Source organism: Streptomyces sp. NPDC001796 (assembly GCF_042892355.1).
GTDB lineage: Bacteria > Actinomycetota > Actinomycetes > Streptomycetales > Streptomycetaceae > Streptomyces.
The window spans coordinates 602,862-626,807 of sequence record NZ_JBIAUC010000002.1 but is presented as its reverse complement, the minus strand read 5'-3'; the positions used below and the strand labels follow the sequence as shown (position 1 = coordinate 626,807).

27 protein-coding genes and 1 tRNA gene are annotated in these 23,946 nt (G+C 71.4%); 17 read left to right on the top strand and 11 right to left on the bottom strand.

Annotated features, from left to right (window positions below; translation table 11 throughout):
* Nucleotides 1–47 precede the first annotated feature (47 nt).
* The 3 genes from ACFYZE_RS06350 (at nt 48) to ACFYZE_RS06340 (ending at nt 1,471) form a co-directional block, all read left to right on the top strand.
* Nucleotides 48–227: a hypothetical protein gene (locus ACFYZE_RS06350; protein WP_388989341.1), complete on the top strand. Its 180-nt coding sequence runs from the start codon at nt 48–50 to the stop codon at nt 225–227.
* Nucleotides 228–379: 152 nt separating this feature from the next.
* Nucleotides 380–676, top strand: a complete 297-nt coding sequence (locus tag ACFYZE_RS06345) for a type II toxin-antitoxin system VapB family antitoxin (RefSeq protein ID WP_004943146.1) — start codon at nt 380–382, stop codon at nt 674–676.
* Nucleotides 677–823: 147 nt separating this feature from the next.
* Entirely contained in the window at nt 824–1,471 is a 648-nt protein-coding gene (locus ACFYZE_RS06340) for a LytR C-terminal domain-containing protein (RefSeq protein WP_388989339.1), read from the top strand.
* Nucleotides 1,472–1,566: 95 nt separating this feature from the next.
* On the opposite strand, the gene upp is transcribed toward ACFYZE_RS06340, so the two are convergent.
* Nucleotides 1,567–2,202, bottom strand: coding sequence for a uracil phosphoribosyltransferase (gene upp / locus ACFYZE_RS06335; RefSeq protein WP_388989337.1), 636 nt, complete (start codon nt 2,200–2,202; stop codon nt 1,567–1,569).
* 97 nt (nt 2,203–2,299) lie between these two features.
* Here upp and ACFYZE_RS06330 point away from each other — a divergent pair, with 97 nt between their 5' ends.
* The 9 genes from ACFYZE_RS06330 to ACFYZE_RS06290 all read left to right on the top strand — a co-directional run bounded on the left by ACFYZE_RS06330 (nt 2,300) and on the right by ACFYZE_RS06290 (nt 8,279).
* Nucleotides 2,300–2,485, top strand: a complete 186-nt coding sequence (locus tag ACFYZE_RS06330; RefSeq protein WP_388989334.1) for a hypothetical protein — start codon at nt 2,300–2,302, stop codon at nt 2,483–2,485.
* Nucleotides 2,486–2,759: 274 nt separating this feature from the next.
* Entirely contained in the window at nt 2,760–3,293 is a 534-nt protein-coding gene (locus ACFYZE_RS06325) for a hypothetical protein (protein WP_388989562.1), read from the top strand.
* A 65-nt stretch (nt 3,294–3,358) separates the two neighbouring features.
* Entirely contained in the window at nt 3,359–3,787 is a 429-nt protein-coding gene (tadA, locus tag ACFYZE_RS06320) for a tRNA adenosine(34) deaminase TadA (RefSeq protein WP_388989559.1), read from the top strand.
* A 90-nt stretch (nt 3,788–3,877) separates the two neighbouring features.
* A tRNA-Ser gene (locus ACFYZE_RS06315) sits at nt 3,878–3,962 on the top strand.
* A gap of 531 nt (nt 3,963–4,493) precedes the next feature.
* Nucleotides 4,494–4,670 (top strand): hypothetical protein, encoded by a 177-nt coding sequence (locus tag ACFYZE_RS06310; RefSeq protein WP_181139268.1) that lies wholly within the window; start codon nt 4,494–4,496, stop codon nt 4,668–4,670.
* Between the two features lie 69 nt (nt 4,671–4,739).
* Complete coding sequence (locus ACFYZE_RS06305) at nt 4,740–5,033, top strand: Dabb family protein (RefSeq protein ID WP_388989332.1); 294 nt, start codon at nt 4,740–4,742, stop codon at nt 5,031–5,033.
* A 159-nt stretch (nt 5,034–5,192) separates the two neighbouring features.
* Nucleotides 5,193–6,167, top strand: a complete 975-nt coding sequence (locus ACFYZE_RS06300; RefSeq protein WP_388989330.1) for a SigB/SigF/SigG family RNA polymerase sigma factor — start codon at nt 5,193–5,195, stop codon at nt 6,165–6,167.
* A 246-nt stretch (nt 6,168–6,413) separates the two neighbouring features.
* Nucleotides 6,414–7,358 (top strand): RNA polymerase sigma factor SigF, encoded by a 945-nt coding sequence (locus ACFYZE_RS06295; protein ID WP_388989328.1) that lies wholly within the window; start codon nt 6,414–6,416, stop codon nt 7,356–7,358.
* A 168-nt stretch (nt 7,359–7,526) separates the two neighbouring features.
* Nucleotides 7,527–8,279 carry a hypothetical protein gene (locus tag ACFYZE_RS06290; protein WP_388989326.1) on the top strand — a complete coding sequence of 251 codons (753 nt, stop codon included), beginning with the start codon at nt 7,527–7,529 and terminating at the stop codon, nt 8,277–8,279.
* 19 nt (nt 8,280–8,298) lie between these two features.
* Here the strand turns inward: ACFYZE_RS06290 and ACFYZE_RS06285 are convergent, their stop codons facing one another.
* A complete protein-coding gene (locus ACFYZE_RS06285) occupies nt 8,299–8,496 on the bottom strand; it encodes a hypothetical protein (protein ID WP_103844211.1) in 198 nt (65 codons plus the stop codon).
* A gap of 245 nt (nt 8,497–8,741) precedes the next feature.
* On the opposite strand from ACFYZE_RS06285, the gene ACFYZE_RS06280 reads away from it, so the two are divergent.
* The 3 genes from ACFYZE_RS06280 to ACFYZE_RS06270 all read left to right on the top strand — a co-directional run bounded on the left by ACFYZE_RS06280 (nt 8,742) and on the right by ACFYZE_RS06270 (nt 12,747).
* A complete protein-coding gene (locus tag ACFYZE_RS06280; RefSeq protein ID WP_200421753.1) occupies nt 8,742–9,251 on the top strand; it encodes a MarR family winged helix-turn-helix transcriptional regulator in 510 nt (169 codons plus the stop codon).
* Nucleotides 9,252–9,264: 13 nt separating this feature from the next.
* Entirely contained in the window at nt 9,265–11,808 is a 2,544-nt protein-coding gene (locus ACFYZE_RS06275) for an MFS transporter (protein ID WP_388989322.1), read from the top strand.
* 117 nt (nt 11,809–11,925) lie between these two features.
* Nucleotides 11,926–12,747 carry a YceI family protein gene (locus ACFYZE_RS06270; protein ID WP_388989319.1) on the top strand — a complete coding sequence of 274 codons (822 nt, stop codon included), beginning with the start codon at nt 11,926–11,928 and terminating at the stop codon, nt 12,745–12,747.
* On the opposite strand, the gene ACFYZE_RS06265 is transcribed toward ACFYZE_RS06270, so the two are convergent.
* Together ACFYZE_RS06265 and ACFYZE_RS06260 are read right to left on the bottom strand one after the other, a co-directional pair.
* A complete protein-coding gene (locus ACFYZE_RS06265) occupies nt 12,733–13,440 on the bottom strand; it encodes a GAF and ANTAR domain-containing protein (RefSeq protein WP_388989316.1) in 708 nt (235 codons plus the stop codon). The genes ACFYZE_RS06270 and ACFYZE_RS06265 overlap by 15 nt on opposite strands.
* A gap of 41 nt (nt 13,441–13,481) precedes the next feature.
* Nucleotides 13,482–14,162 carry a GAF and ANTAR domain-containing protein gene (locus tag ACFYZE_RS06260; protein WP_388989313.1) on the bottom strand — a complete coding sequence of 227 codons (681 nt, stop codon included), beginning with the start codon at nt 14,160–14,162 and terminating at the stop codon, nt 13,482–13,484.
* A 258-nt stretch (nt 14,163–14,420) separates the two neighbouring features.
* On the opposite strand from ACFYZE_RS06260, the gene ACFYZE_RS06255 reads away from it, so the two are divergent.
* Nucleotides 14,421–14,774, top strand: a complete 354-nt coding sequence (locus tag ACFYZE_RS06255) for an STAS domain-containing protein (RefSeq protein WP_388989310.1) — start codon at nt 14,421–14,423, stop codon at nt 14,772–14,774.
* A 68-nt stretch (nt 14,775–14,842) separates the two neighbouring features.
* The gene (locus ACFYZE_RS06250; protein WP_388989307.1) at nt 14,843–15,316 is read left to right on the top strand and encodes a PPOX class F420-dependent oxidoreductase; all 474 of its coding nucleotides are present in this window, start codon (nt 14,843–14,845) and stop codon (nt 15,314–15,316) included.
* Nucleotides 15,317–15,352: 36 nt separating this feature from the next.
* Here the strand turns inward: ACFYZE_RS06250 and ACFYZE_RS06245 are convergent, their stop codons facing one another.
* From ACFYZE_RS06245 to ACFYZE_RS06215, 7 genes are all read right to left on the bottom strand, one after another.
* Nucleotides 15,353–16,102 (bottom strand): TetR/AcrR family transcriptional regulator, encoded by a 750-nt coding sequence (locus ACFYZE_RS06245; RefSeq protein WP_388989304.1) that lies wholly within the window; start codon nt 16,100–16,102, stop codon nt 15,353–15,355.
* A 170-nt stretch (nt 16,103–16,272) separates the two neighbouring features.
* Nucleotides 16,273–18,540, bottom strand: a complete 2,268-nt coding sequence (locus tag ACFYZE_RS06240; RefSeq protein WP_388989301.1) for a glycosyltransferase family 39 protein — start codon at nt 18,538–18,540, stop codon at nt 16,273–16,275.
* Nucleotides 18,537–20,018: a glycosyltransferase gene (locus tag ACFYZE_RS06235; RefSeq protein ID WP_388989298.1), complete on the bottom strand. Its 1,482-nt coding sequence runs from the start codon at nt 20,016–20,018 to the stop codon at nt 18,537–18,539. The genes ACFYZE_RS06240 and ACFYZE_RS06235 overlap by 4 nt, the downstream gene beginning before the upstream one ends.
* A 14-nt stretch (nt 20,019–20,032) precedes the next feature.
* Nucleotides 20,033–21,697, bottom strand: a complete 1,665-nt coding sequence (locus ACFYZE_RS06230) for a sensor histidine kinase (RefSeq protein WP_388989295.1) — start codon at nt 21,695–21,697, stop codon at nt 20,033–20,035.
* On the bottom strand, nt 21,694–22,434 hold the full coding sequence (locus tag ACFYZE_RS06225; RefSeq protein WP_388989292.1) for a response regulator transcription factor: 741 nt from the start codon (nt 22,432–22,434) through the stop codon (nt 21,694–21,696). Before ACFYZE_RS06225 ends, ACFYZE_RS06230 begins: the two co-directional genes overlap by 4 nt.
* A gap of 156 nt (nt 22,435–22,590) precedes the next feature.
* Nucleotides 22,591–22,947, bottom strand: a complete 357-nt coding sequence (locus ACFYZE_RS06220; protein ID WP_388989289.1) for an antibiotic biosynthesis monooxygenase family protein — start codon at nt 22,945–22,947, stop codon at nt 22,591–22,593.
* Nucleotides 22,948–23,053: 106 nt separating this feature from the next.
* Nucleotides 23,054–23,920 (bottom strand): DUF2797 domain-containing protein, encoded by an 867-nt coding sequence (locus ACFYZE_RS06215; RefSeq protein WP_388989286.1) that lies wholly within the window; start codon nt 23,918–23,920, stop codon nt 23,054–23,056.
* Nucleotides 23,921–23,946: the final 26 nt, after the last annotated feature.

The following is a 23,946-nucleotide window of genomic DNA, read 5'->3' as shown; positions in this document are numbered from 1 at the left end:
CGGCCCACCGGAACCGTCACACCACCAGCAACGCGAGGAACCCTCACATGCTCATCGACCCCTACGCGGTCCTGCACGCCCTGGTGCGTGCCGAGGCCCTGCGCAGCACGAAACCGGAACAGGAACCGGAACCGGAGCCGGAGCCCGCCGCGGTGGACTCGTCCACCCCGGCGATCCCGCCGGAACGGGACCGCGGGCGGCGACCGTGGACCCGTCCACATCCGTGACCGACAGCGGCCGCCCCGGGCGGGGCGGCCGCGCCACTTCCCGCACGCATACCGACCCCTCTCCCTTTTTGCCCCGTTTACCGCATCTTTTCCGGGGGCGCACTCCGTCGCCATGGCTGCGCCCGGAACGTGTCGACCGGTAGGCTTTCCGTGTGATCTTCAAGCGCATCGGAAACGGCCGGCCGTACCCCGACCACGGCCGGGAGAGCACCCGGCAGTGGGCGGACGTCGCGCCGCGCCCGGTCCGCCTCGATCAGCTGGTGACGACCAAGCAGCAGCTCGACCTGGAGACCCTGCTCGCCGAGGACTCGACGTTCTACGGCGACCTCTTCGCGCACGTCGTGAAGTGGCAGGGCGACCTGTACCTGGAGGACGGTCTGCACCGCGCGGTCCGCGCGGCGCTGCAGCAGCGCCAGGTGCTGCACGCACGGGTGCTCGAACTCGACTGATTCCTCCGCGAGGCAGCCCCTGGACGCCCCCGGTCCGCTTCCGCCGCCCGCGGGCCGTGCGGGCGCCCTTGACCCTTTCGGGTTGGACTCCGGGCGTCCGATGATCATCTAGTAGGCATTGCTGCCCGGGCGCACTACGCTGCGCCCATGAGCATGCTGACTCCCCCCGGCATGGGTGGCCAATACCGGATCACGGGGGACAAGTACCCGCGGATGCGCCCGCCTCGGCGCCGCGGCAGGCTCGTGGTCGCCATCGTCGCCTCCGTGGCCGCCATCGGGCTGATCGGCTGGGGGACCCTGCAGCTCATCGACGTCTTCACCGGCGGCAGTGGCAGAACCTCGGCGTCCGGTGCCAGGGCGGACTGCGCCGGCAAGGTGAGCGCGTCGCCCGCAGCCGCCAAGGCCCTGCCCGAGCCGGGCCGGATCACGGTCAACGTCCTCAACGCCACGGAGCGCGGCGGCCTCGCCAAGGAGACCGCGGACGAGCTGCAGAAGCGCGGGTTCCACATCGGCACCGTGGGCAACGCGACGCAGCAGTACGACAAGAAGGTCAAGGGCGTCGGGATATTGCTCGGCCCGAAGAGCTCCCTGCAGACCGCGCTGCCGGTTCTCGCCACCCAGCTCGCGGGCGCCGACCAGCGCACGGACGCCCGCACGGACGCGTCCGTCGACCTGATCCTGGGCGACGACTTCAAGTCCCTGACGGCCAAGCCGGACGCGGACAAGGCCCTGGCGGCCCTGAGGAACCCGACGCCGGCGGCGTCGCCGGGCAGCACCGGCAAGAAGAGCTGCTGAGGGCCCCCGTCCCCGGCCCGTCTCCGTGCGGTGCGGCCGTGCCGCCTCGCACGGAGACCGCACGGCCGTCCCGGGCTGTGCCGCCCCTGCGTCCCCTACTCAGCCGCCCCGTACAGCCGGTCCCCGGCGTCCCCGAGGCCAGGAACGATGTAGCCCTGCTCGTTCAGGCGCTCGTCGACCGCGGCCGTCACCACCGTGACCGGCGTGCCCGCCAGTTCGCGCTCCATGACCTCGACGCCCTCCGGAGCGGCCAGCAGCACCACGGCCGTCACATCGTCCGCGCCGCGCTTGATCAGCTCCTGGATCGCCGCGACGAGCGTGCCACCGGTCGCGAGCATCGGGTCCAGGACGTACACCTGCCGCCCGGAGAGGTCCTCCGGCATGCGCGTCGCGTACGTGGAGGCCTGGAGGGTCTCCTCGTTGCGGATCATGCCCAGGAAGCCCACCTCGGCGGTCGGCAGCAGCCGCACCATGCCGTCCAGCATGCCGAGCCCGGCGCGCAGGATCGGCACCACCAGCGGGCGCGGACGCGACAGCTTGACGCCGGTGGTCGTGGCGACCGGCGTCTGGATGTCGATCGCCTCGGTGCGCACGTCCCGCGTGGCCTCGTAGGCGAGCAGGGTGACGAGTTCGTCGGCCAGCCGACGGAAGGTCGCGGAGTCGGTGCGCCGGTCGCGCAACGTGGTGAGCTTGTGGGCGACCAGGGGGTGGTCGACGACATGGAGACGCATGCCCCCACAGTAACCGGGCCACCGCGTCCGTCCGGACCTGGCATCGAACCCCCCATCAGAGGGAAAGTGGGAAGAACGGAACAGGGGTGGTGTGACGATGCCGGACCAGGAGTCCCCCAAGGAGCCGGAGGCACAGGAGCCGGACGCCGAGCGCAGGCGGCGCCGCGCCAGGTTCCTGCGTGAACTGGCGGAGGCACGGGAGCTGCGCGCCCGCGTCCAGCCCCGCCGCGCCAAGGCCGCACGGCTGCGTCACGCCATGCGTATGCGCACCTTCCGCTGGTAGCGACGCGGCCGTGGCGGGGGTGGCCGTGCGGCCACACCGGCAAAGGCCGCGTACGATCCGCAGGTGGCGGCAACGAGTGCGCTGGTGAGTGGACCGCTCCGCTCGAGTGCTCGCGATCAAAACAGCCAGACACAGGGAGTCGAAGACGTCCCCTGGACGCCTTGTTTCTGCCACGATTCCGAGTGGGTGGGGCTCGGAGCCCAGCTCTCTCCGCCCAGAACCTCCGCCGGGGGGACCCCCAACCGGCACGCCTATGACCAGTGGGAGAGTCACGGTGTACTTCGCCGCACTGCTCGCGCGCACCGAAGACGGGTGGGAAGCGAGCGACACAGAGCTCGACGATGTGGAGACGCTGTCCGACCTGGCCGACCTGGCCCGGGAAGCCTCGGCCGAGGACGACACGGTGCTCGTCCTGATCGAGCAGGAGGACGCGTGGTTCGGCGTCGTCCGCGTGGACGGCGAGGACGACCCTCGTATCTACGTCTCGGACGCCGCTGCCGCAGCCCGCAGTTCGTACGGCGAGATCCTGCTCACCGACGAACTGCTCGGAAGGGAGCCCGGCGACGACGGCCCGGACCTGGACTCCCTCGACCTCGACGGCACGGAGGACGGTGAGCCCGATGACGCCGACGACGAGGACGCGCCCGGCACGGACGCCGCCGTGCCGCACGGCCCCGTGGGAGACAGCGAGATCCTCGACGACCTCGGCGTCTCCGAGAAGGAGCTGCGCGCCCTGGACGCCGACGACGCGCTCAGCGCGATCGCCGAGGCCCTGGGTGCCTCGGAGGTCCTGGAGACCGTCCGCTAGGTGTGCGGGTGACAGAGGACCGGGCGCCGGCCCCCGACCCGGTGCGCGACCGGTGGCGGGCCGCGATGCGTCTTGCCCTGGACGAGGCGGCGCGGGCCGTCGAGGGCGGTGACGTGCCCGTCGGTGCCGTCGTGCTGTCCCGGGACGGCTCGGTGCTGGCCACCGGTCACAACGAGCGCGAGGCGACGGGCGATCCGTCGGCCCACGCGGAGATCGTCGCGCTCCGCCGGGCCGCGGCGGCGCTCGGCGAGTGGCGGCTGCCCGGCTGCACGCTCGTCGTCACCCTGGAGCCCTGCACCATGTGTGCCGGCGCGGTGCAGCAGTCCCGGGTGGAGCGGCTGGTCTACGGCGCGCGCGACGAGAAGGCGGGCGCGGCCGGGTCGCTGTGGGACCTGGTGCGCGACCGGCGCCTGAACCATCGTCCGGAGGTGATCGCCGGCGTCCTCGAGGACGACTGCGCGCGGCTCCTGACGGACTTCTTCCGGGCTCGCTGAGGCGTAGGGCCTGTCGGAGGCGGCGTCGGCCCCGGGCGATCCCGGAAACGGATTTCAGACCATGGCCCACCTTGGGGTAGGGTCTCCCTCGGTAGCGTGTCCGAGCGGCCGAAGGAGCTCGCCTCGAAAGCGAGTGTGGCGCAAGTCACCGAGGGTTCAAATCCCTCCGCTACCGCTGAAGGAGGGCCCCACCTGTCGGTGGGGCCCTTCGCGTGTGCGCGGACGTGCGCACGGGGTCCCGCACGCGCCGGACGGTTCAGGGGACCGGACGTATCCGTGCGGCACGAAGCCCCGGCGTGCCGCTCAGTGCGCCGGGGCTTCGGCCCGCCCCCTGGGCGGGGCGGCGGCCTCGGGGGAACAGGACGCCGTCCCTCCCCTGAGGACACGGGCGTCGGGGCCGCCTCGCAGCTCGGGGACCTCACGGCGCGGGTCCCAGCCGGGTCCGGTCACCCGGTCCGGTCCTCCTGCCCTCCGGGCCCCTGCCGGTCCGGTGGGCTCCTCTCCATCCTCCGACTTCGCGACGTCCCGGCAACCCGGCCGAACGGCCCCTGACCCCGGGCCATTGGTCCCGAAGTCCGCGTACGGAAGGAACGGGTGAGGACATGGTGCATACGGGATCTTTTGCGAAGCCCCGAACACCTGGCCGGGTTACACTCACCCGCGGCGAACCGGCCCCTCGGGGCGGAAGAGACGGGGGAGGGCCACGGTGGCGGTACCGGGAAAGAAGATCGCGTTCTACGTGCTCGTGGTCTTCGTGCTCTATGTGATCATCACCGATCCGGCCAAGGCCGCCGACTACGTACAGATAGGGTTCGAGGGCATCTCGAGCGCCGCCAAGGCCATTGGCCACTTCATGACCTGGATCGCCGACGGCGCCAAGTAGGGTTCCCCGAGGCCCCGCACGAACCGCCGGCCGGCGGCCGCCGCCGTTGCCGTACCCCTGGGAGCACCCGTGATCCGCCACCTGGTCCTCTTCAAGCTCAACGAGGGCGTCCAGCGCGACGACCCGCGCGTCGTGGAGGGCGTCCGCGCCTTCGAGGCCCTCGGCGGCCTGATCGACGAGCTCCGCTTCTGGGAGCTGGGCTGGAACATCAGCGACCGCCCCATCGCCCACGACTTCGCGATCAACTCGGCGGTGGACGACGCGGACGCCCTCAAGCGGTACCTGGAACACCCGGCGCACCAGGCGGGCGTCGCCCTGTGGCGCGAGTTCGCCACTTGGGTGATCGCCGACTACGAAATCTGAGCGACACCGCCCACCGATTCCGGGCGACACAACCGACGGAGCCCTCCACCGGAACAGTGGAGGGCTTTCCTGCGTCTTGTGCCCCAATCTCTGTCCCGGCCCCTCCCCCAACACGGAGTTATGCGGTGCTTGCACCCAGTGTCCATTTCTTGTGATGCTATGACCGCTTTTGACGGTGAGTTGACAGATGTGTTGACGGATGAAGAGGTGGCGTTGACCGTGTCGGCCAGTACTGCGCCGCCCCAGGAGGACGAGGCTCCGGCCCCGCCCTCCGACCGGCATCAGGCATCCGCCACGGACCCCGCCCGCCCCCACGCGACCGAACCGGCCCCCGACACCGCCCCCGCCCACCCCCAGGAAGCCGCCAGACGCCGCGGCGCCGACACCCGGGCCCTCACCCAGATGCTCTTCGCCCAGCTCAAGGAGCTTCAGCCGGGCACCCCGGAGCACCATCGCGTGCGCGGCGCGCTCATCGAGGCGAACCTCCCCCTCGTCCGCTACGCCGCCGCCCGCTTCCGCTCCCGCAACGAGCCCATGGAGGACGTCGTCCAGGTCGGCACCATCGGCCTGATCAACGCCATCGACCGCTTCGACCCCGACCGCGGCGTGCAGTTCCCGACCTTCGCGATGCCCACCGTCGTCGGCGAGATCAAGCGCTACTTCCGCGACAACGTCCGCACCGTCCACGTCCCGCGCCGGCTGCACGAGCTGTGGGTGCAGGTCAACAGCGCCACCGAGGACCTGACGACGACGTACGGACGCTCCCCCACCACCGCCGAGATCGCCGAGCGACTGCGCATCTCCGAGGAGGAGGTGTTGTCCTGCATCGAGGCGGGCCGCTCGTACCACGCGACCTCCCTCGAGGCCGCCCAGGAGGGCGACGGGCTCCCCGGCCTGCTCGACCGGCTCGGCTACGAGGACCCCGCCCTCGACGGCGTCGAGCACCGCGACCTCGTACGGCACCTGCTCGTCCAGCTGCCCGAGCGCGAGCAGCGGATCCTGCTGCTGCGCTACTACAGCAACCTCACCCAGTCCCAGATCAGCGCCGAGCTGGGTGTCTCCCAGATGCATGTGTCAAGGCTCCTGGCGCGGAGCTTCGCGCGCCTGAGATCCGCAAACAGGATCGACGCATAACTCACGCGAGCGAATCATCCGCAAGCGCCCTTCCCGACAACTCTGCGCTGAAAAACCCTCAGAGCCCTTCCAACCAGGGCGCATTGACGTTTCACATATCGACATGTCACTACAGCGTGTTGCCGACATGTGACATTCTTCCGGGAGCGCGTTTGCCGCGGCCTCGCGACCGGTATTTCAGGGGAGGCTGCGTTCCTTACGACGGGAGCGTCCGCCGCGACCGTCCCGCGACCCAAAGGGGGTGGCATGTCCGCAGACCAGGGCAGCTCGAAGGTGCTCACGCTCATGCAGAGCGACTCCGCGCCCGACGTGCTCCAGGACCTTCAGGCCCCTCAGGACCTCCCGGGTGCCGAGACCCTTCCCGCCCAGGACCTCCCGGGCGCCGAGGCTCTTCCGACCCCCGAGGCCCCGGACCTTCCGTCCACGGAGGGCATCGACACCCGCACCCTGTCCCGCTCCCTGTTCCTGCGGCTCGCCGCACTCGACGAGAACAGCCCGGAGCGTGCCTACGTCCGGGACACGCTCATCGAGCTCAACCTCCCGCTCGTCCGGTACGCGGCGGCCCGCTTCCGCAGCCGCAACGAGCCGATGGAGGACATCGTCCAGGTCGGCACCATCGGGCTGATCAAGGCGATCGACCGCTTCGACTGCGAGCGGGGCGTGGAGTTCCCGACCTTCGCGATGCCGACGGTCGTGGGCGAGATCAAGCGGTTCTTCCGGGACACGTCCTGGTCGGTGCGGGTGCCGCGCCGCCTCCAGGAGCTGCGCCTGGCCCTCACCAAGGCCAGTGACGAGCTGTCCCAGAAGCTGGACCGCTCCCCGACGGTCACCGAACTGGCCTCCGCGCTGGGCGTGTCGGAGGAGGACGTGGTCGACGGCCTCGCGGTCGGCAACGCGTACACGGCGTCCTCGCTGGACTCCCCGACCCCCGAGGACGACGGCGGCGAGGGCTCGCTCGCCGACCGGCTCGGCTACGAGGACTCGGCCCTGGAGGGCGTGGAGTACCGCGAGTCCCTCAAGCCGCTGCTGGCCAAGCTGCCGCCCCGGGAGCGGCGGATCATCATGCTCCGCTTCTTCGCCAACATGACGCAGTCGCAGATCGGCGAGGAGGTCGGCATCTCGCAGATGCACGTCTCCCGCCTCCTGACCCGCACGCTGGCACAGCTTCGGGAGGGCCTGATCTCGGACTGAGCCATCCGACGGCCGCGGGTGGGCAGGCCCTCGTCGGCGATGGCGCAGGACGACCCGTACCGGCGCGAGGCGGTGACCCGCTCCTTCGGGAGCGGGCCGGCGCAGATACGGAACATGCGCTGCCGTACGCGACTTCCAAGTTGACGGTACGTCAGCCACACTGACGCGATGCTTCGAGCGACGTGGTTGCGGGGCCGTCAGGGGCTGGTGGTCGGGGCCTCGGCGGTCGTCGTCTGCCTGGGCGGGATTCTGGCCGCGTGCACCGGCGGCGCCGACGGTCGGGCATACGTGGCGGTCGGCCCCGCGGGCGGCGGACCCCCGGCATCCGCCACGGCGGTGGCACCGACCGGAGACATGACGCTGGTCCCTCTCGACGGACCGTCCGGGGCCGGGACCGCCGGGACCGCCGGGACCGCAGGGACCAGGACTCCAGGTGTCCGGGACTCCCGCACGAGCGCCCCGGCGGCCTCCGGTGACGGCCCGGCCTCCAGCCCGGCATCCGTGCGGGAAACGGCCGGTACGGCCACCGGGGCCGTCACCGGTACCAAGTCGCCTGCGCCCAGCCCCGTTTCACCCTCCCCGACGCCAACGGCCCCTCATCCCACCCCGAGCGGGCCCGCATTGATCACCGCGGGCCGACCCGAGCGGCAGCCCACCGACCACCGCTGGTGCGAGAACGTGACCGTCCTCTTCCGCAACACCGGCGGGACCGCGGTGCGTTCGGGCACGGTGACCCTCGGAACCCACATCATCGGGATGCTCGGCACCGACTGGGCGACGATCGAGTCCACGGAGGCGCTGCCCGCGCCGATCGCCGCCGGGACATCGCTGAAGGGGACCTGGACGGTGTGCGTCGAGGCCTGGCGAGTACCGCCGGGTATGCACATCGAGACGCGGGACGTCTCCGTCCGGTGGACGTAGCGCAGGTGCGGTCGCCCGCCTACTTCAGCGCCAGCCAGGCCACCGCGGCGACGATCGCGACGGCCACGACGACGCCGACGATCAGGCCGATGCGGGGACCGGCCGGAGCGGCCGCCTGCTGCCGGCCCTGAGGGGCCGCCTCGTCGACGAACGCGCGGAACATCTGCGTGCTGCCAGCGGGGTCGTAGTTGCCCTGGGGGCCCTGGGTGTTAGCCATGGCCCCGGACACTAGCGAATACGTGGGGGACTGCCCAAGTGAGGGTTCTGTGAGCGGGTCCGTCCGGAGCCCTGCCGCGAGGCCGTTCACAGCGATGCCACAGACAGGCACCCCCCGCCACCTGCACATTTACTTTCGCCAACACTTGCCTTTGCCAAGTTTTTAGCTCCGGAGCCTCCGTTTCATTTGCCTGCAGCAACCAATCTCCCTATGGTTGCTCTAGGCAACGATAAGAAGGAGGTGCCATGGCCGAGCGAGCGCAGTACGAAGAACTGGCGCGTCAGCTCAGCGCCTTCGGCGCCGTGAAGCGAGACCTCGGGCGCTGCCTGCCGCCCGACTGCCCCGGCGGATCCGCCGCCGTGCTGACACTGCTCGGCCGCCACGGCGACATGCGCATGAGCAAGCTCGCGGAGCTGCTCGCCGTCGACATGTCGGTCACCAGCCGCCACGTCGCGCATGTCGCGGACCGCGGCTGGATCGAGCGCCGCCCGGACCCCGCGGACAAGCGCTCCCGCATCCTGCGCCTGACGGCGCCAGGCCGTATCCAGCTCGACGAGTTGTCCCGGCGCACCGCCGCACTGCTCGCCGACCGGCTGAGCGACTGGTCGGAGGACGACGTCGGCCGGCTCATCCAGCTCATGGCACGGCTCAGGGAGAGCTTCGGCGACTGCCGTTCCACTCCGCGGCTCGCGCAGGCCGCACCTGCGACGGAATCCGTTGCCCACCAGACCACCCGTACACCCGCAAGCACGTAAGTAAAGGAAGCCCATGGCAACGACCACACCAGCCGGTGTGCGGGCTCACGCCAAGCACGGGGCAGGCGCCCCGGACGGCGCTCCGATGACGCACCGGCAGATCATGGAGGCCCTCTCCGGGCTTCTGCTCGGCATGTTCGTGGCGATCCTGTCGTCCACGATCGTCACCAACGCGCTGCCGCACATCATCGGCGACCTTGGCGGCGGCCAGTCCGCCTACACCTGGGTCGTCACCGCCTCGCTGCTGGCGATGACCGCGACCACCCCGCTGTGGGGCAAGCTCGCGGACCTGTACAGCAAGAAGGCGCTCGTCCAGATAGCCCTGATCGTCTACGTCCTGGGCTCGATGGCGGCCGGCCTGTCGCAGAACCCCGGCATGCTGATCGCCTGCCGTGTCGTGCAGGGCATCGGCGTAGGCGGTCTGTCGGCGCTGGCGCAGATCGTCATGGCCGCGATGATCTCCCCGCGTGAGCGCGGGCGTTACTCCGGCTACCTGGGCGCCACGTTCGCCATCGCCACCGTCGGCGGCCCGCTGCTCGGCGGTGTCATCACCGACACCTCGTGGCTGGGCTGGCGCTGGTGCTTCTACGTCGGCGTGCCCTTCGCGGTCATCGCGCTGATCGTGCTGCAGAAGACCCTGCACCTGCCCGTGGTCAAGCGGGAGGTCAAGGTCGACTGGGGCGGCGCGTTCTTCATCGCCGCCGCGGTCTCGCTGCTGCTGGTCTGGGTGACCTTCGCCGGTGACAAGTACGACTGGCTGTCCTGGCAGACGTACACCATGGTCGGCGGTTCGATCGTCCTCGGTGCGCTGTTCGTGCTGATCGAGACCAAGGCGAGCGAGCCGATCATCCCGCTGCGGCTGTTCCGCAACCGCACCATCACGCTGGCGTCGCTCGCCTCGCTCTTCGTGGGTGTCGCGATGTTCACCGGCACGGTGTTCTTCAGCCAGTACTTCCAGCTGGCCCGCGACAAGTCCCCGACGATGTCGGGTGTCCTGACGATCCCGATGATCGGTGGCCTGTTCGTCTCCTCCACCGTCTCCGGCCAGTTCATCACCCGCACCGGACGCTGGAAGGCGTGGCTGGTCAGCGGTGGTGTGCTGGTGACGGCCGGTCTGGGCCTGCTCGGCACCATCCGGTACGACACGGCGTACTGGAAGATGGCGGTCTTCATGGCCCTGATGGGTCTCGGCATCGGCATGATGATGCAGAACCTGGTGCTGTGCACCCAGAACCAGGTGGCGCCGCGGGACCTGGGTTCGGCCAGCTCCACGGTCACCTTCTTCCGCTCCCTCGGCGGTGCGGTCGGCGTCTCCGCGCTCGGCGCGGTGCTCTCCCGCCGGATCACGCACTACATCACCGACGGTATCAGCGCCCTGAGCCCGAAGTACCAGGCCGCCCTGGCCGGCTCGAGCTCCACGGACAGCATCCCGGACATGAACAAGCTGCCGGCCCCGCTGCGCACGCTGCTGGAGAGCGCCTACGGCCACGGCATCGCCGACGTCTTCCTGATCGCCGGCTGCCTGGCGGCCGTCGCCTTCCTGATCACCCTGTTCATCAAGGAGGTCCCGTTGAAGACCAAGGGCGCGCTGGCGCAGGCCGCTGCCGACTCGGCCCCGCAGGAGGCCCCCGCGACGGCCACCCCGGCCGAGGCGTCGGCCGCGGCTGCCGCGCCGGCCGAGGAGAGGGTCCCGAGCTGGGCGGTGGCGAGCACCGAGACCACCGGCGAGGGCACGGGTACGCAGCGCCTCGCGGCCGTCGCCACGATCGCCCGGCCGGAGGCGGCCGGTGACGGCGGTGGCATCGCGGTCCGCGGCTTCGTCCGCGGCGGCGAGGGCGCGCCGGTCCCGCAGGCCGCCGTCACCCTGATCTCCCTCGGGGGACGGCAGCTGGGCCGGTCGGTCGCGCAGGCGGACGGTTCCTACGCGGTCGACGCCCCGGGCACCGGCTCCTACGTCCTGATCGCCTCCGCCGACGGCCACCAGCCGCAGGCCTCCACGATCGTCGTGCACGACGAGCCGGTGTCGTACGACGTCCTGCTCAGCGGCACCAGCGGTCTGAGCGGTGTCGTCCGCGCCGCCGAGACCGGGCTGCCGGTCAAGGACGCGATGGTCATCGTCACCGACGTGCGCGGCGACCTGCTGGCCACCGCCACCACCGGCGAACAGGGCACCTTCTCCTTCGCCGAGCTGGTGCCGGGTGCCGTGACCGTCGCGGTGAACGCCGCCGGGCACCGTCCGCGGGCCCTGCCCGTCGAGGTCGGCGCCGCCGGAGTGACGCGGATCGAGATCGACCTCGACTCCGGCTCCCAGGTCCAGGGCGTCGTACGGGCCCCGCACGGCCCCCTCGCGGACGCCCGGGTGACCCTGGTGGACGCGGCGGGCAACGTGGTCGGCACCGCCACCACCGGTGCGGACGGCGCGTACGCCTTCACCGACCTGAACAGCGGCGACTACACCGTCATCGCGACGGGCTACCCGCCGGTGGCCACCGCGGTGACCGTCTCCGGCCGCGGCGTCGACGACCACGACATCGAACTCGGCCACCCGGGCGAGTAGTCCGGAGTCCGGCTCGTGGGGGCGCACTGTGAGCGACAAGCGCCCCACGGGCCGGATTTTTTTCGGCCGCCACGGGGATTTATCAAGGATTCAAGGGATTTAGAGGGGAACCACGCGATGGGACTGACCGCACGGATCCGTACGCGAGACGGATGGGCCGTGTCGCACGCGGTCGTCACCGTGACCGACATGACCGGGACACAGGTCCTGCGCGCCGAGGCCGACGCGGAGGGCGCCGTCCGGGACGCGACCGAGCTGGCGCCCGGCGCCTACACCGTGATCGTCACGGCGGTCGGGTACGCGCCCGCCGCCTCCAGCGCGATCGTCACCGCGAGCGGGCGGGCCGAGGTCGGCACCGTGACGCTCGCCCGGCAGGGCGGCACCGAACTGCCGCCGCCCGGGCCGTGGACCATCGACCCGGCGCACTCCTCGGTGGGCGCGGTCGCGCAGCACCTGGGGATCTCCAGCGTGCACGGGCGGTTCACGGACTTCGCCGGGCGCATCGAGATCGCCCCGGACGAGGTGGAGAAGTCCCGCGTCGAGGCCGTCATCCGCGCCGAGTCCATCGACACGGGCAACGGCATGCGCGACACCCACCTTCGGTCGGCCGACTTCCTGGACATCGAGAAGTACCCGGAGATCACCTACCGCTCGACCGGCCTGACGGCCGCGGGCGCGGACCGCTGGACGGTCCACGGCGAGCTGACCCTGCACGGGGTGGTCCGCCCGGTGGATCTGGACCTCGCCTACCTCGGCACCGGCTCCGACCCGTGGGGCGGCACCCGTGCGGCCTTCCGCGCCACCACGGAACTGCGCCGCGAGGACTTCGCGATGAACTACAACCAGATCGTCCAGGCGGGCATCGCCGCCATCGGCACCACGCTGAAGGTGGAGCTGGACATCCAGGCGGTGCAGGGCGAGTCGCTACCGTCCGCGTGAGGGCGGACGGCCGTCGCCCGAGACGCGGGACACCAGATCGGTGGCGAGGTCGCGGAGCTTGGTGTTCGTGTGCTGGGAGATCCGGCGCAGGCGCTCCAGGGCGATCCGGGCACTGACCCGTTCCTGCGCCATCAGGATGCCGATCGCCTGGTCGATGACGCTGCGGGAGAGCAGCGCGGTGCGCACGTCGGTGGCGTCGGCGCGCTCGCGTTCCACGCGCAGGGCGACGTCGACGGCCTCGGCGGTCCGCGCCGCGAAGGCGCGGGCCCGGTCACGGGCCGTGCCGAGCACGCCGGGCTCGACGCCGTAGAAGTTCAGTGCGGCGCCGGTGTCGCCCTCGACGGCGAGCGGTACCGCGAGCACACAGCGCACCCCGACCGACAGCGCGTACCGGGTGTACGCGGGCCAGCGGGTCTCGACGGCCAGGTCGGGGGCGTACTGCTCGGTCTCCGTCTCGGCGGCCGTGACGCAGGGGCCGGTGCCGTTCTCGTACTGGCGCAGATCCAGGCCGCTGGGCAGGGTTCCGCTGCCCGCCAGAGTCAGCAGGCGGTCGCCGCGGCGCACGGTGATGCTGCAGGCGGCGCAGCCGGGCACGGCCTCGACCGCGCGGTCGGTCAGGTCCCGCAGCAGCGTGTCGAGACCGCCGCTGCGCACGATCGCCTGGTCGAGCGGGTAGGGCATCTCGGGTCTCATGTCATGCTTTTGTCCCCGTTTCGGCGATCAACGCCTGACCGTCATGTGGTGCGGTTCGCATCGACGACGCGGCGGGCGAGGTCCCGCAGCTTGACGTTCTCCCGCTGCGAGGCGCGGACCAGGCTGTCGAAGGCCTCCGTGGCGTCCATGTTCAGGCGTTCCATGAGGATGCCGGTGGCCTGACCGATCAGGTCCCGAGTGTGCATCGCCTCGGTGAGCTGCTCGCGCACGGTCACCGAGTCCAGGGCGAGGCCGACGTGCGCGGTGAACAGCCGGCCGACCCGCGTCGCGGCGTCGTCGAAGGCGTGCGGCTTGCGGGCGTACACGGTGAGCACGGTCAGGCGCCGCTTGTCGGCGCGCAGCCGCAGCGCGAGCGCCGATCGCAGGCCCAGGCCGGCCAGCACGGAGCCGGCCGCGTCGCTCTCGCTGTCCGCCACGCGCACGACGGGCGCGTGCCACAGGTGGTCCCAGTACGGGGCACGGTCGCCGCCCGGCTGGGAGTCGTGGGCGGTGCGGACGACCTCGTCGCTCCAGGCGAGCGTATGGAAGTGGTTGCCGCGCTCCGCCTCGGAGATGGCCGCGTGTTCGGCGCCCGGAACCAGGCGCACGGCGAGGCCGACGGCGGTGCTCATGGTGCTGTGAGGGGTGGCCGTGTCGTGCAGTCGCCGAGCCGCCGCGGTCAGCGCTTCGGCCAGCTCGAAACCCGTTGGAAAATCAGGCAAATCAGAAAAGTCGGACGCAGGCACACGAACCTCTTCGGCGTGCACGGCCAAACGGCCATGCGCAGGAGAGCTCCGCAGCACATTCCCGACTGCGAGCGCAGGACGGACAGAACTTTATCTCCTTCCTGCGGGGCGATTGACGCCCGGTTGACTCTCGCCGGTACCCCTTTCGGACCGGCGCACGGGAGTGGTGGAATGAGGCGGCAGGTCAGGAAGCGGCCTCCCGGAGCCCGGACGAACCTCTGCCAGGTGAGTGCCATGACCCATGTCCCGAGCCCGTGCCGCGTGCGCGATCTGCCCGGCCGCAGCCTGATCGTCCTGCCCCAGGAGATCGACCTGTCCAACTCCCCCGCGCTGTGCGCCGCCATCACGTCCTTCGCCGTGGCGCGTGCCACCCGGCTCAGCGTGCTGATCCTGGACTTCTCCCGCACCGGCTTCATGGACTCCCAGGGCGCCCGCCTCGTCCAGGACGTACGGTGCCGGCTGCCCGCGCGGGTCGGGCTGCGGGTGGTGGCGGCACCGCTCGGCGTCCCGAGCCGCGTCCTGGAGCTGACCGGGGTACGGCGGGACGTGCCCGTGTACGGCAGCCTGGCGGAGGCGTTGGAGTCCTGAAGCCGACGTGCGGTCGTAGGCACGACAGGGTCAGCCTCGGCACGGCCCGGGACCTCTAGGCTGCGGGCATGGCACCGAACATCGCGACCAACACCGACGTATCACTCAACGAGTTGCTGGACTTCGTACGCCCCCGCCACCGCGCGATCCTGCTGACCCGCCGCGCCGACGGCAGCCCCCAGGGGTCGCCGCTGACCTGCGGCGTCGACGACTCGGGGCGGATCGTCGTCTCGACGTACCCGGAGCGCGCCAAGACCCGCAACGCCAAGCGGGACGAGCGGGTCAGCGTCATCGTGCTCAGCGACGACTGGAACGGGCCCTGGGTCCAGATCGACGGCACGGCCGAGGTCATCGACACACCGGACTCCGTCGAACCCCTCGTCGAGTACTACCGCAACATCGCGGGCGAGCACCCGGACTGGGACGAGTACCGCGAGGCCATGGTCAAGCAGGGCAAGTCGATCATCCGGATCACACCGGTGCGCTGGGGGCCGGTGGCGACGGGCGGCTTCCCGGCCCGCCTGGTCTCCTCCGAGGACTGAGAGCCCGCGTACAGGCCCTTGGGGCCAGGGACGCCTCTACCCCCGGGCGACCATCGCCTCGATCCCCGCGATGAGCGTCTCCAGCGCGAAGGCGAAGTCCCGCTCGCGCATCTCCTCCACCGTGTCGCCGCCGCGGGCCTGCATGAGGTCCGCGGACCGGTGCACGATCTCGCTCAGATCCGGGCTCTCGGTCACCGCGCTCATGGCGTGGCGGAAGTACTCGTCCTGGCTCAGCCCTGCCGCCGCGCAGCGGGCGATGAAGTGGCCCTCGATCGTGCCGAAGCCGTACACGAACTGGAAGACCGCCGAGATCGCGCCCATCCGGCCGTGCGCCGGCAGCCCGGTCAGCCGGATCACCCGCTCCACGGCGAGCGAGAAGGCGACCGCGTGCGGGCCGATGTTGAGGAAGGTCCCGGCGAGCGGCGACAGCCAGGGATGGCGCACCAACAGCGCCCGGTACTCGGCGGCGAGGTCCCGCAGCTGGTCGCGCCAGTCCTCCCCGGTGTCGCCGGGCGGCAGCCGCACCTCCCCGAAGGCAGCGTCCAGCGCCAGCTCCAGCAGGTCGTCCTTGGTGTCCACGTACCAGTAGACGGACATCGCCGTCACGTCCAGCTCGGCGGCGAGCCGCCGCATGGAGAACCTGGCGAGCCCCTCGGCGTCCAGCAGCCGTACGGTCGCCTCGGTGATCCGCTCCCGGTCCAGCCCGGAGGGCTGCCCGCCCCCGCGCCCGCCACGGCGCGCCTTGCCCTCCAGCCAGACGCTGGTCCGCTGGGCTGCCTTCACCATGGCACACCTTCCCGACGTTCCGCTCCCAGGCGACCACCACCTCCGAAGTCTTCCCTCTCCACCCGATGCAGCAACGCCGCCGCCTCGCACGGTGAGTTGCGTGCAGCTGAAGACGCAAAAGCGGTGGGCCGGGCACGGGTGCCCGGCCCACCGCTCGGTGCGGGGAACCGTCAGCTGCTGCTCGAGCCGCCGCTCGTCTTCTGCGTGAGGTCGTAGAAGGTGGCCGAACCGACCGTCACCTTCTTGAAGTTCTGCTGAACCCACGAACTGATCTGCGACGAGACGTTGGAGCCGCCGCCCCCGCCCCGGCCGCCGAAGCCGCCGCCCGAGATGAAGTAGTGGATCTTTCCTTCCGCCACGTACTTCTGGAACTGGGCCAGCGTCGGGGACGGGTCGCTGCCGTTGAACCCGCCGATCGTCATCACCGGGTCGCCGGTGGCGAGCTGGTAACTCGCGGCGTTCTGCGAACCGATGGACGCGGCCACCCAGGTGTAGTTGCCCGCGTCCTTCTCCAGGAGCGTCTTGGCCGCGGAGCTGACGTTCGCGCCGTCGAGCAGGCCGCCGATGCCGCCGCCACCGCCCATGCCGCCGCCACCCGTGCGCCCACCGCCGGGGAAGCCCTGCTGACCGTTCCGGCCCTGCGTGCTGCCGTTGCCCTGCTGCTGGTTCTGGCCCGGCACACCGCCGCCCGGGAATCCGCCGGTGCCGGTGCCGCCGCCGGGGAAGCCCTGCTGACCGTTCCGGCCCTGCGTGCTGCCGTTGCCCTGCTGCTGGTTCTGGCCCGGCACACCGCCGCCGAAGCCGCCGCGCATACCGCCACCGCCCGGGCCGCCGCGACCGCCGAAGCCCATGCTGCTCGCGCCCGCCGGACCGGCCGTGACGATCGACCCGGTGTGGCCCTGGTTCACGGTGCTGAGGGTGTACGCGGTCGGTCCCGCGAGTGCGGCCACGAAGCCGAGGCCCACCGCGGCGAGCGCGAGCTGCCGTCCGAGCCGGGCCACGAAGACGAGCCCCAGGGCGCCGACCAGGCCGCCGACGAGGACGAGCCACTTCAGCCAGGGCAGGTAGTCCGGGGTGCGGTCGAGGAGCACGTACCCCCAGGCCGCGGTCGCCGTGGCGGTGGCCGCGAGCGTGAGCGACGCCCACGTCCTCGACCGCTCCTCCCACAGGACCGTGACGCCCATGCCGACCAGGGCGGCGATGTAGGGGGCGAGGGCCACCGTGTAGTACTGGTGGAAGATGCCCGCCATGTAGCTGAAGATCGCGGCGGTCATCAGCAGCGAGCCGCCCCAGGCGAGGAACGAGCCGCGGACCAGGTCCGTGCGCCCGGCCTTCCGGGTGAGCACCAGGCCCGCGACGAGCAGGATCAGCGCCGCCGGGAGCAGCCAGGAGATCTGGGAACCGATCTCGGAGTTGAACATGCGGTCCCAGCCGGTCGCGCCCCACCGGCCGCCGTTGCCGCCGCCACCGCCGCCGACGCTGCCGGTCTCGTCGCCGTTGATGCGGCCGAGGCCGTTGTAGCCGAAGGTCAGCTCCAGGAAGGAGTTGTTCTGCGAGCCGCCGATGTACGGGCGGGAGGACGCCGGCCACAGCTCGACGATCGCGACCCACCAGCCGCCCGAGACGACCAGCGCGACGGTCGCGAGGCCCAGCTGCAGCAGCCGCTTCCTCAGCTTCACCGGGGCGCAGACGCCGTACACGAGCGCCAGCGCCGGCAGGATCAGGAAGGCCTGAAGGGTCTTCGTCAGGAAGGCGAAGCCGACCGCGACCCCCGCCCACACCAGCCACTTGGTGCGGCCGTCCTCCAGGCCCCGGACGACGAAGTAGACGGTGAGCGCCATCAGCAGCGCGAGCAGCGCGTCCGGGTTGTTGAACCGGAACATCAGCGCCGCGACCGGGGTGAGCGCGAGCACCGCGCCCGCGATCAGACCGGCCGCCGGACTGAACCGGCGCCGGACGGCCGCGTACACCACGGCGACCGTGAGGACGCCCATGACGACCTCGGGGAGGAGGATCGCCCACGAGTCGAGGCCGAAGATCCTGACCGACAGGGCCATCGGCCACAGGGAGGCCGGGGGCTTGTCTACGGTGATGGCGTTGCCCGCGTCCAGCGAGCCGAAGAAGAACGCCTTCCAGGACCTGCTGCCGGCCTGCACCGCCGCCGAATAGAACGAGTTGGCGTACCCGGAGGCGCTCAGGTTGTACAGGTACAGCAGCCCGGTGGCGAGCAGCAGGCCGAGGAACGCGGGGCGCGCCCAGCAGGGGTCCTCGGGCCGGCCGCGCCAGAGTCTGCGTGTGAGCGGCTGCTGGGGCTCACCGGCTCCGGGGGCGGGAGCGGGTGGCATGGCGGGTGTCTGCGGGGGAGCGGTCCGGGGCGGTCCCCAGGCGTGGGGGGCCGCACCCCCCTGATGGGTCGGCTGTTCGTACTGCGTGGTCATCGGTAGTCCCTCGGGTCGGTGTCCTGCGGGCGCACCGGCTGCAACGGCATGGTGGCGTCCCTGAAGGGGGTGCGGTCCGCGTCGGCGCCGGCGCGGAAGGGGGTGGTGTCGTACTCGGGGTCGTACGAACGGCGCGGCGTCGCGTGGCGCTGGGGCAGCGGCGGGAGCGGCTGGTAGGCGGGCGTCCCCGGGGTGTGACGCCGGTGGGGCACCTCGGCCTGGGGCGTCGGGGTGTCGTCGCGGCGGTCCGGGAACACCCAGGCCCTGAAGAGCAGGAACCGCAGCACGGTCGCCGCGAGGTTGGCGGCGATCAGCACCGCCAGCTCGGTGGAGTGCGCCGGGTCGCTCGTCGCCGCGTTCAGGGCCGCGAGGGAGCCGCTGGTCAGGGCGAGGCCGATGCCGAAGACCACCAGGCCCTGCGCCTGATGGCGGACGGCGCCACCCCTGCCGCGGACGCCGAAGGTGAGCCGGCGGTTGGCCGCCGTGTTGGCGACCGCCGAGACCAGCAGGGCGAGCGCGTTGGCGATCTGCGAGCCCGAGAACTGCCGGAAGACGCTGTAGAGCAGCAGATAGAAAAGGGTGGACAGGCCGCCGACCACGCAGAAGCCGACGAGCTGGCGGGCCAGGCCCTTCGGCACGTCTCTGAGGTCGCGGTCGCGCGGATCGTCACCGAACGGCCGGGCCAGCCGGTCCAGCGGCAGCGAACCGGTGGCCAGCGCCCTGCCGATGCGCCACACGCCCTTGAGGTCGTCGGTCGCCGTCTTCACGATGTTCACCGTGGAGTTCGGGTCGTCGACCCAGTCGACCGGCACCTCGTGGATGCGCAGTCCCGCCCGCTCGGCGAGCACCAGCATCTCGGTGTCGAAGAACCAGCCGGTGTCCTCCACCAGCGGCAGCAGCACCTGGGCCACATCACGGCGGATCGCCTTGAAGCCGCACTGCGCGTCGGAGAACCGGGCCTGCAGCGAGCCGCGCAGGATGAGGTTGTAGGCGCGGCTGATGAACTCCCGCTTGGGGCCGCGCACGACCCGGGAGCTGCGGGCGAGCCGGGACCCGATCGCCAGGTCGGAGTGACCCGAGATCAGCGGCGCGACCAGCGGGAGGAGTGCGTTGAGGTCGGTGGACAGGTCCACGTCCATGTAGGCGAGGATCGGGGCGTCCGAGGCGGACCAGACGGTCCGCAGCGCCCGGCCGCGGCCCTTCTGCTCCAGCCGGAAGGACCTCACCTCGCCGATCCGCTCCTCCAGCCGCGCCGCCACCTGCGGGGTGGTGTCCGTGGACGCGTTGTCCGCGATCGTGATGCGGAACGCGTACGGGAACGTGCGCTTGAGGTGCTCGTGCAGTCTGAGCACACATGGCTGGAGGTCCTTCTCCTCGTTGTAGACGGGGATCACTACGTCCAGGACAGGCGTACCGGCTCCTGCGGCCGGGAGGTGCTCCCGCGCCGGCAGGGTGCCGGGAGAAGAGTCGGTTCGCATGGGACCGACTCTTCTCAAGCGCCCTGTTGCACCCGTGTGGTGGCGCTGTGCTGTGCCTGTGAGTGCTGTTGCCAGGCCGTTTCGGGGGCCGGCGAGGGCACGCGCGGGGTCAGCGCCGGCAGATGCACGGTGAACACCGTGTGCCCGGGAACGCTGTCGACGGTGACGGCGCCGCCGTGCGCGGTCGCGACGGCCTGCACGATGGCGAGCCCCAGCCCGGTGGAGCCGGTCGCCCGGGAGCGCCCCGAGTCACCGCGCGCGAACCGCTCGAAGACGCGCGGCAGCAGATCGGGCGGGATGCCCTGCCCGTCGTCCTGGACGTCCACGCACAGCCACGGTCCGCGCCGCTGCACGCGTGCGGTGACGGTCGTGCCGGGCGGGGTGTGGGTGCGGGCGTTGGCGAGCAGGTTGACGAGCACCTGTTGCAGCCGTGCGGCATCCGCCGACACCAGCGCGGGTTCGTCGGGCAGTTCGAGCCGCCAGTTGTGGTCGGGGCCCGCGGCGCGCGCGTCGCTGATGGTGTCCACGACAAGCGGGACGAGGTCGGTCTGCGCGAACTGCAGCGGGCGGCCTGCGTCGAGCCGTGCGAGCAGCAGCAGGTCCTCCACGAGGAGGGTCATGCGCCCGGCCTCGGACTCGATCCGGCCGAGGGCGTGCCGGGTGTCGGGGCCCTGTTCCTCGCGGCCCCGTCTGGTCAGCTCGGCGTACCCGCGGATGGAGGCGAGCGGGGTGCGCAACTCGTGACTGGCGTCCGCGACGAACTGCCGTACCCGCATCTCGCTCTGCTGCCGTGCGTGCAGGGCGCCGTGGACATGGTCGAGCATGCGGTTGAGGGCGGCCCCGACCTGCCCGACCTCGGTGTGCGGATCGGTCTCGGACTCCGGGACCCGCTCGTTGAGGGTCACCTCACCGGTGTGCAGGGGGAGTTCGGAGACACGGGTGGCGGTCGCGGCGACCTTGCGCAGGGGCCGCAGGGCGATCCCGACGAGCACGGAACCGGCGATGCCGGCGGCGACCAGGCCGGCCGCGGTGACGCTGACCTCGACGATGATGAGGGTGTCGATGGTGTTGGTGACGGTCCGGGTGGGCAGGGCGACGTAGAAGGTGCCGTGGGCGCCGGTGACGTACTTGGCGCGGTAGTCCCCGAGCCCCGGGAGCGTGACGGTGTGCACCTTGCCGTCACGGGGGACGGAGGCGAGCGCGGAGGTCTGCGCCCGGGACAGCTCGACGGCCTTCATCCGCTCGAAGCCGGAGCTGCTGGAGGAGACCTCCTTCTTGATGACCGCCCTCCTGACGGCACCGGTGGAGTCCGTCTGGGCGGCGACGGTGTCGGATTGCGCCGGTCCCCTGGTGATGAAGTCGTCCAACCTGTCCTGCGCCGTCGCGGCCCCGGAGGAGTTCCCCGACGCATCGCCCTTCAGGTTGTCCGGGCCGCCCGGATGACCGTTCCCGAGGCCGGACAGGCTCCCCCTGGGCGGACCCGAGACACCCTTGCCGACATCGGCCACCTGCCCGTCCAGCTCCCCGTACAGGTGCTGCCCCAGTGCGATGGTCGTCACGGTGCCGATCACGGCGCACACCACGGCGATCAGACTGACCGCCGAGACGACGAGCCGCGTCCGCAGCGTGCGCGGCTGTCGTCCTCGCCTCTGCGTACGCGGCCGTCGTCGCCTGCTCATGACGCCGCGGGCTTGATCATGTAACCGGCGCCGCGGCGGGTGTGGATCATCGGCTCGCGGCCCGCGTCGATCTTCCTGCGCAGGTACGAGATGTAGAGCTCCACGACGTTGGCCTGGCCGCCGAAGTCGTACGACCACACGCGGTCGAGGATCTGCGCCTTGCTGAGCACGCGCCGCGGGTTGCGCATCAGGAAACGCAGCAGCTCGAACTCGGTGGCGGTCAGGTGGATGTTGTCCCCGCCCCGGGACACCTCGTGGCTGTCCTCGTCGAGCATGAGGTCCCCGACGACCAGCACGGAGTCGGAGCGGCGGTCGGCGGCACCGGACCGCCGTATCAGTCCGCGCAGCCGGGCCACGACCTCTTCCAGGCTGAACGGCTTGGTGACGTAGTCGTCGCCGCCGGCCGTCAGTCCCGCGATCCGGTCCTCGACGGCGTCCTTGGCGGTGAGGAACAGAACCGGCACGTCGGGCAGTTCGCGCCGCAGCCGGCCGAGGACGGTCAGGCCGTCCATGTCCGGGAGCATCATGTCGAGCACGACGGCGTCGGGCCGGAAGTCACGCGCGGTCTGAATCGCGCCCTGCCCGTCACCCGCGCTGCGGATCTGCCAGCCTTCGTAACGAAGGGCCATGGACAGAAGTTCGGTGATCGACAGCTCGTCGTCCACCACCAGCACTCGGACGGGGCTCCCGTCCGGCCTCAGCAGTTCGGTGCGCCCCTGGGGCGAGGTCGTGGTCATGGTGGACACCTTGTCGGGGTCCTCTGAGAGCGCCCTTTCACGAATCTGTGATTTTCCTGAGAAGCGCACAGGCGCCTCTCAGGGAACTCCTGGGAAGATCCCGTGACGCGGCATCAGAGGGGGACCGTACGACGCCCCCAGGGCGACCCGCCCCGCTCACTCACGCGCCGGATCCCGCTCGAACGTATGGCTGCGCTCGACCTTGGCGACGTGCAGGGTGTACGCCTCGTACCACTGGGCGCGTCCGCGCTTCTGGGCGGCGCGGTGCTGCAGGTCGCTCCGCCACTCCTCGATGGCGGCCAGGTCCCGGAAGTACCCGACCGTGATCGACAGGCCGCCCGGCGTCCGGGCCTGGTCCATCCCGAGGAACCCGGGGACCACCCGGACGAGTTCCTCCATCCGCTCGGCGGTCTCGCCGTACCCCTCGGCGTCCTCGGTCCGCACGGAGGTGAAGACGACGGCGTAGTAGGGGGGTTCATGGGCGGTGACAGGCGCAACGCGGTGATCGCTCATGTCGCCACGATCGGTCACGGCGGCACGGACGTCCAGCCCCTTTCCGAACGGGATCGGAACGGGACCCGAGTGGAGGGCGGGCTTTCGGCCAACGAGGAAGCGGCTGTCAGAACAGCCCGTCCTGCACCCCCGCCTCCCCCACCTCCCGCACCGGCACGGTCACCTCGTCCCGCTCGGCGCCCGTCAGCTCCCAGCCCGTCATCAGTCGCGTGTCCAGCACCAGGACCCCGCGCCCGGTGGCGAGGTGAAGATCAGGCCCGGCGGCCGCCAGCACATCGCCGCTCATCCCCGCGCCCGGCACCAGCTCGCTCACCACGCCGTCCATCGGCGGCAGCCCCTCCAGCCCGAACACCCCGCCGTGGTCGACGGCCAGGAACGGCGCCCGCTCCAGCGACTCCGGCCAGCCGCCCAGCGCCACGGCCCGGGCGTGCAGCTCCTCCAGTTCGGCGCCTCGCTCCCCGGTCGGCGGCAACGCGGCCCGCACCGCCCGCTTGTCGGCGTACGGGATCCGGTCGGGCACCCGGAGGGCCGCCCGCAGCAGCTCCTCCGCGCGCCGCGCCGCCATCAGCGGCCCGCACCCCAGCCAGGTGAAACAGACGGCACCCTGCTCCAGCAACCGCGCGGAGCCCCGCTCGGCCGCGGTGATCCCGACCTTGACCATGCCGGGCCCGAACCAGGCGAGATAGACGCGGTACGGCCGCGGATCGTCGGCGAAGGTATCAGCGGCGACGGAACGGGCCCGGTCGAGGCGGGCGCACTCCTCGCACCGCCCGCCCGTACTCCGCCCGGGCACCACGGCCCGCGCCGCACACCCATGCCCCCGTGCCCCCACGCACCGGCGCACACCCCCCGCGACCACCGCGAAGGCCACCCGCTTCCCCCGCACCAGCGCACTGTGCCGCCCCCCTTCCCACGCCAGCACGGGCCCGCCCTCACCCCACCGCAGCCCCGCACATCTCCACACGTGAGTCATCACTGATGAGAGTAGGCGCCACCACT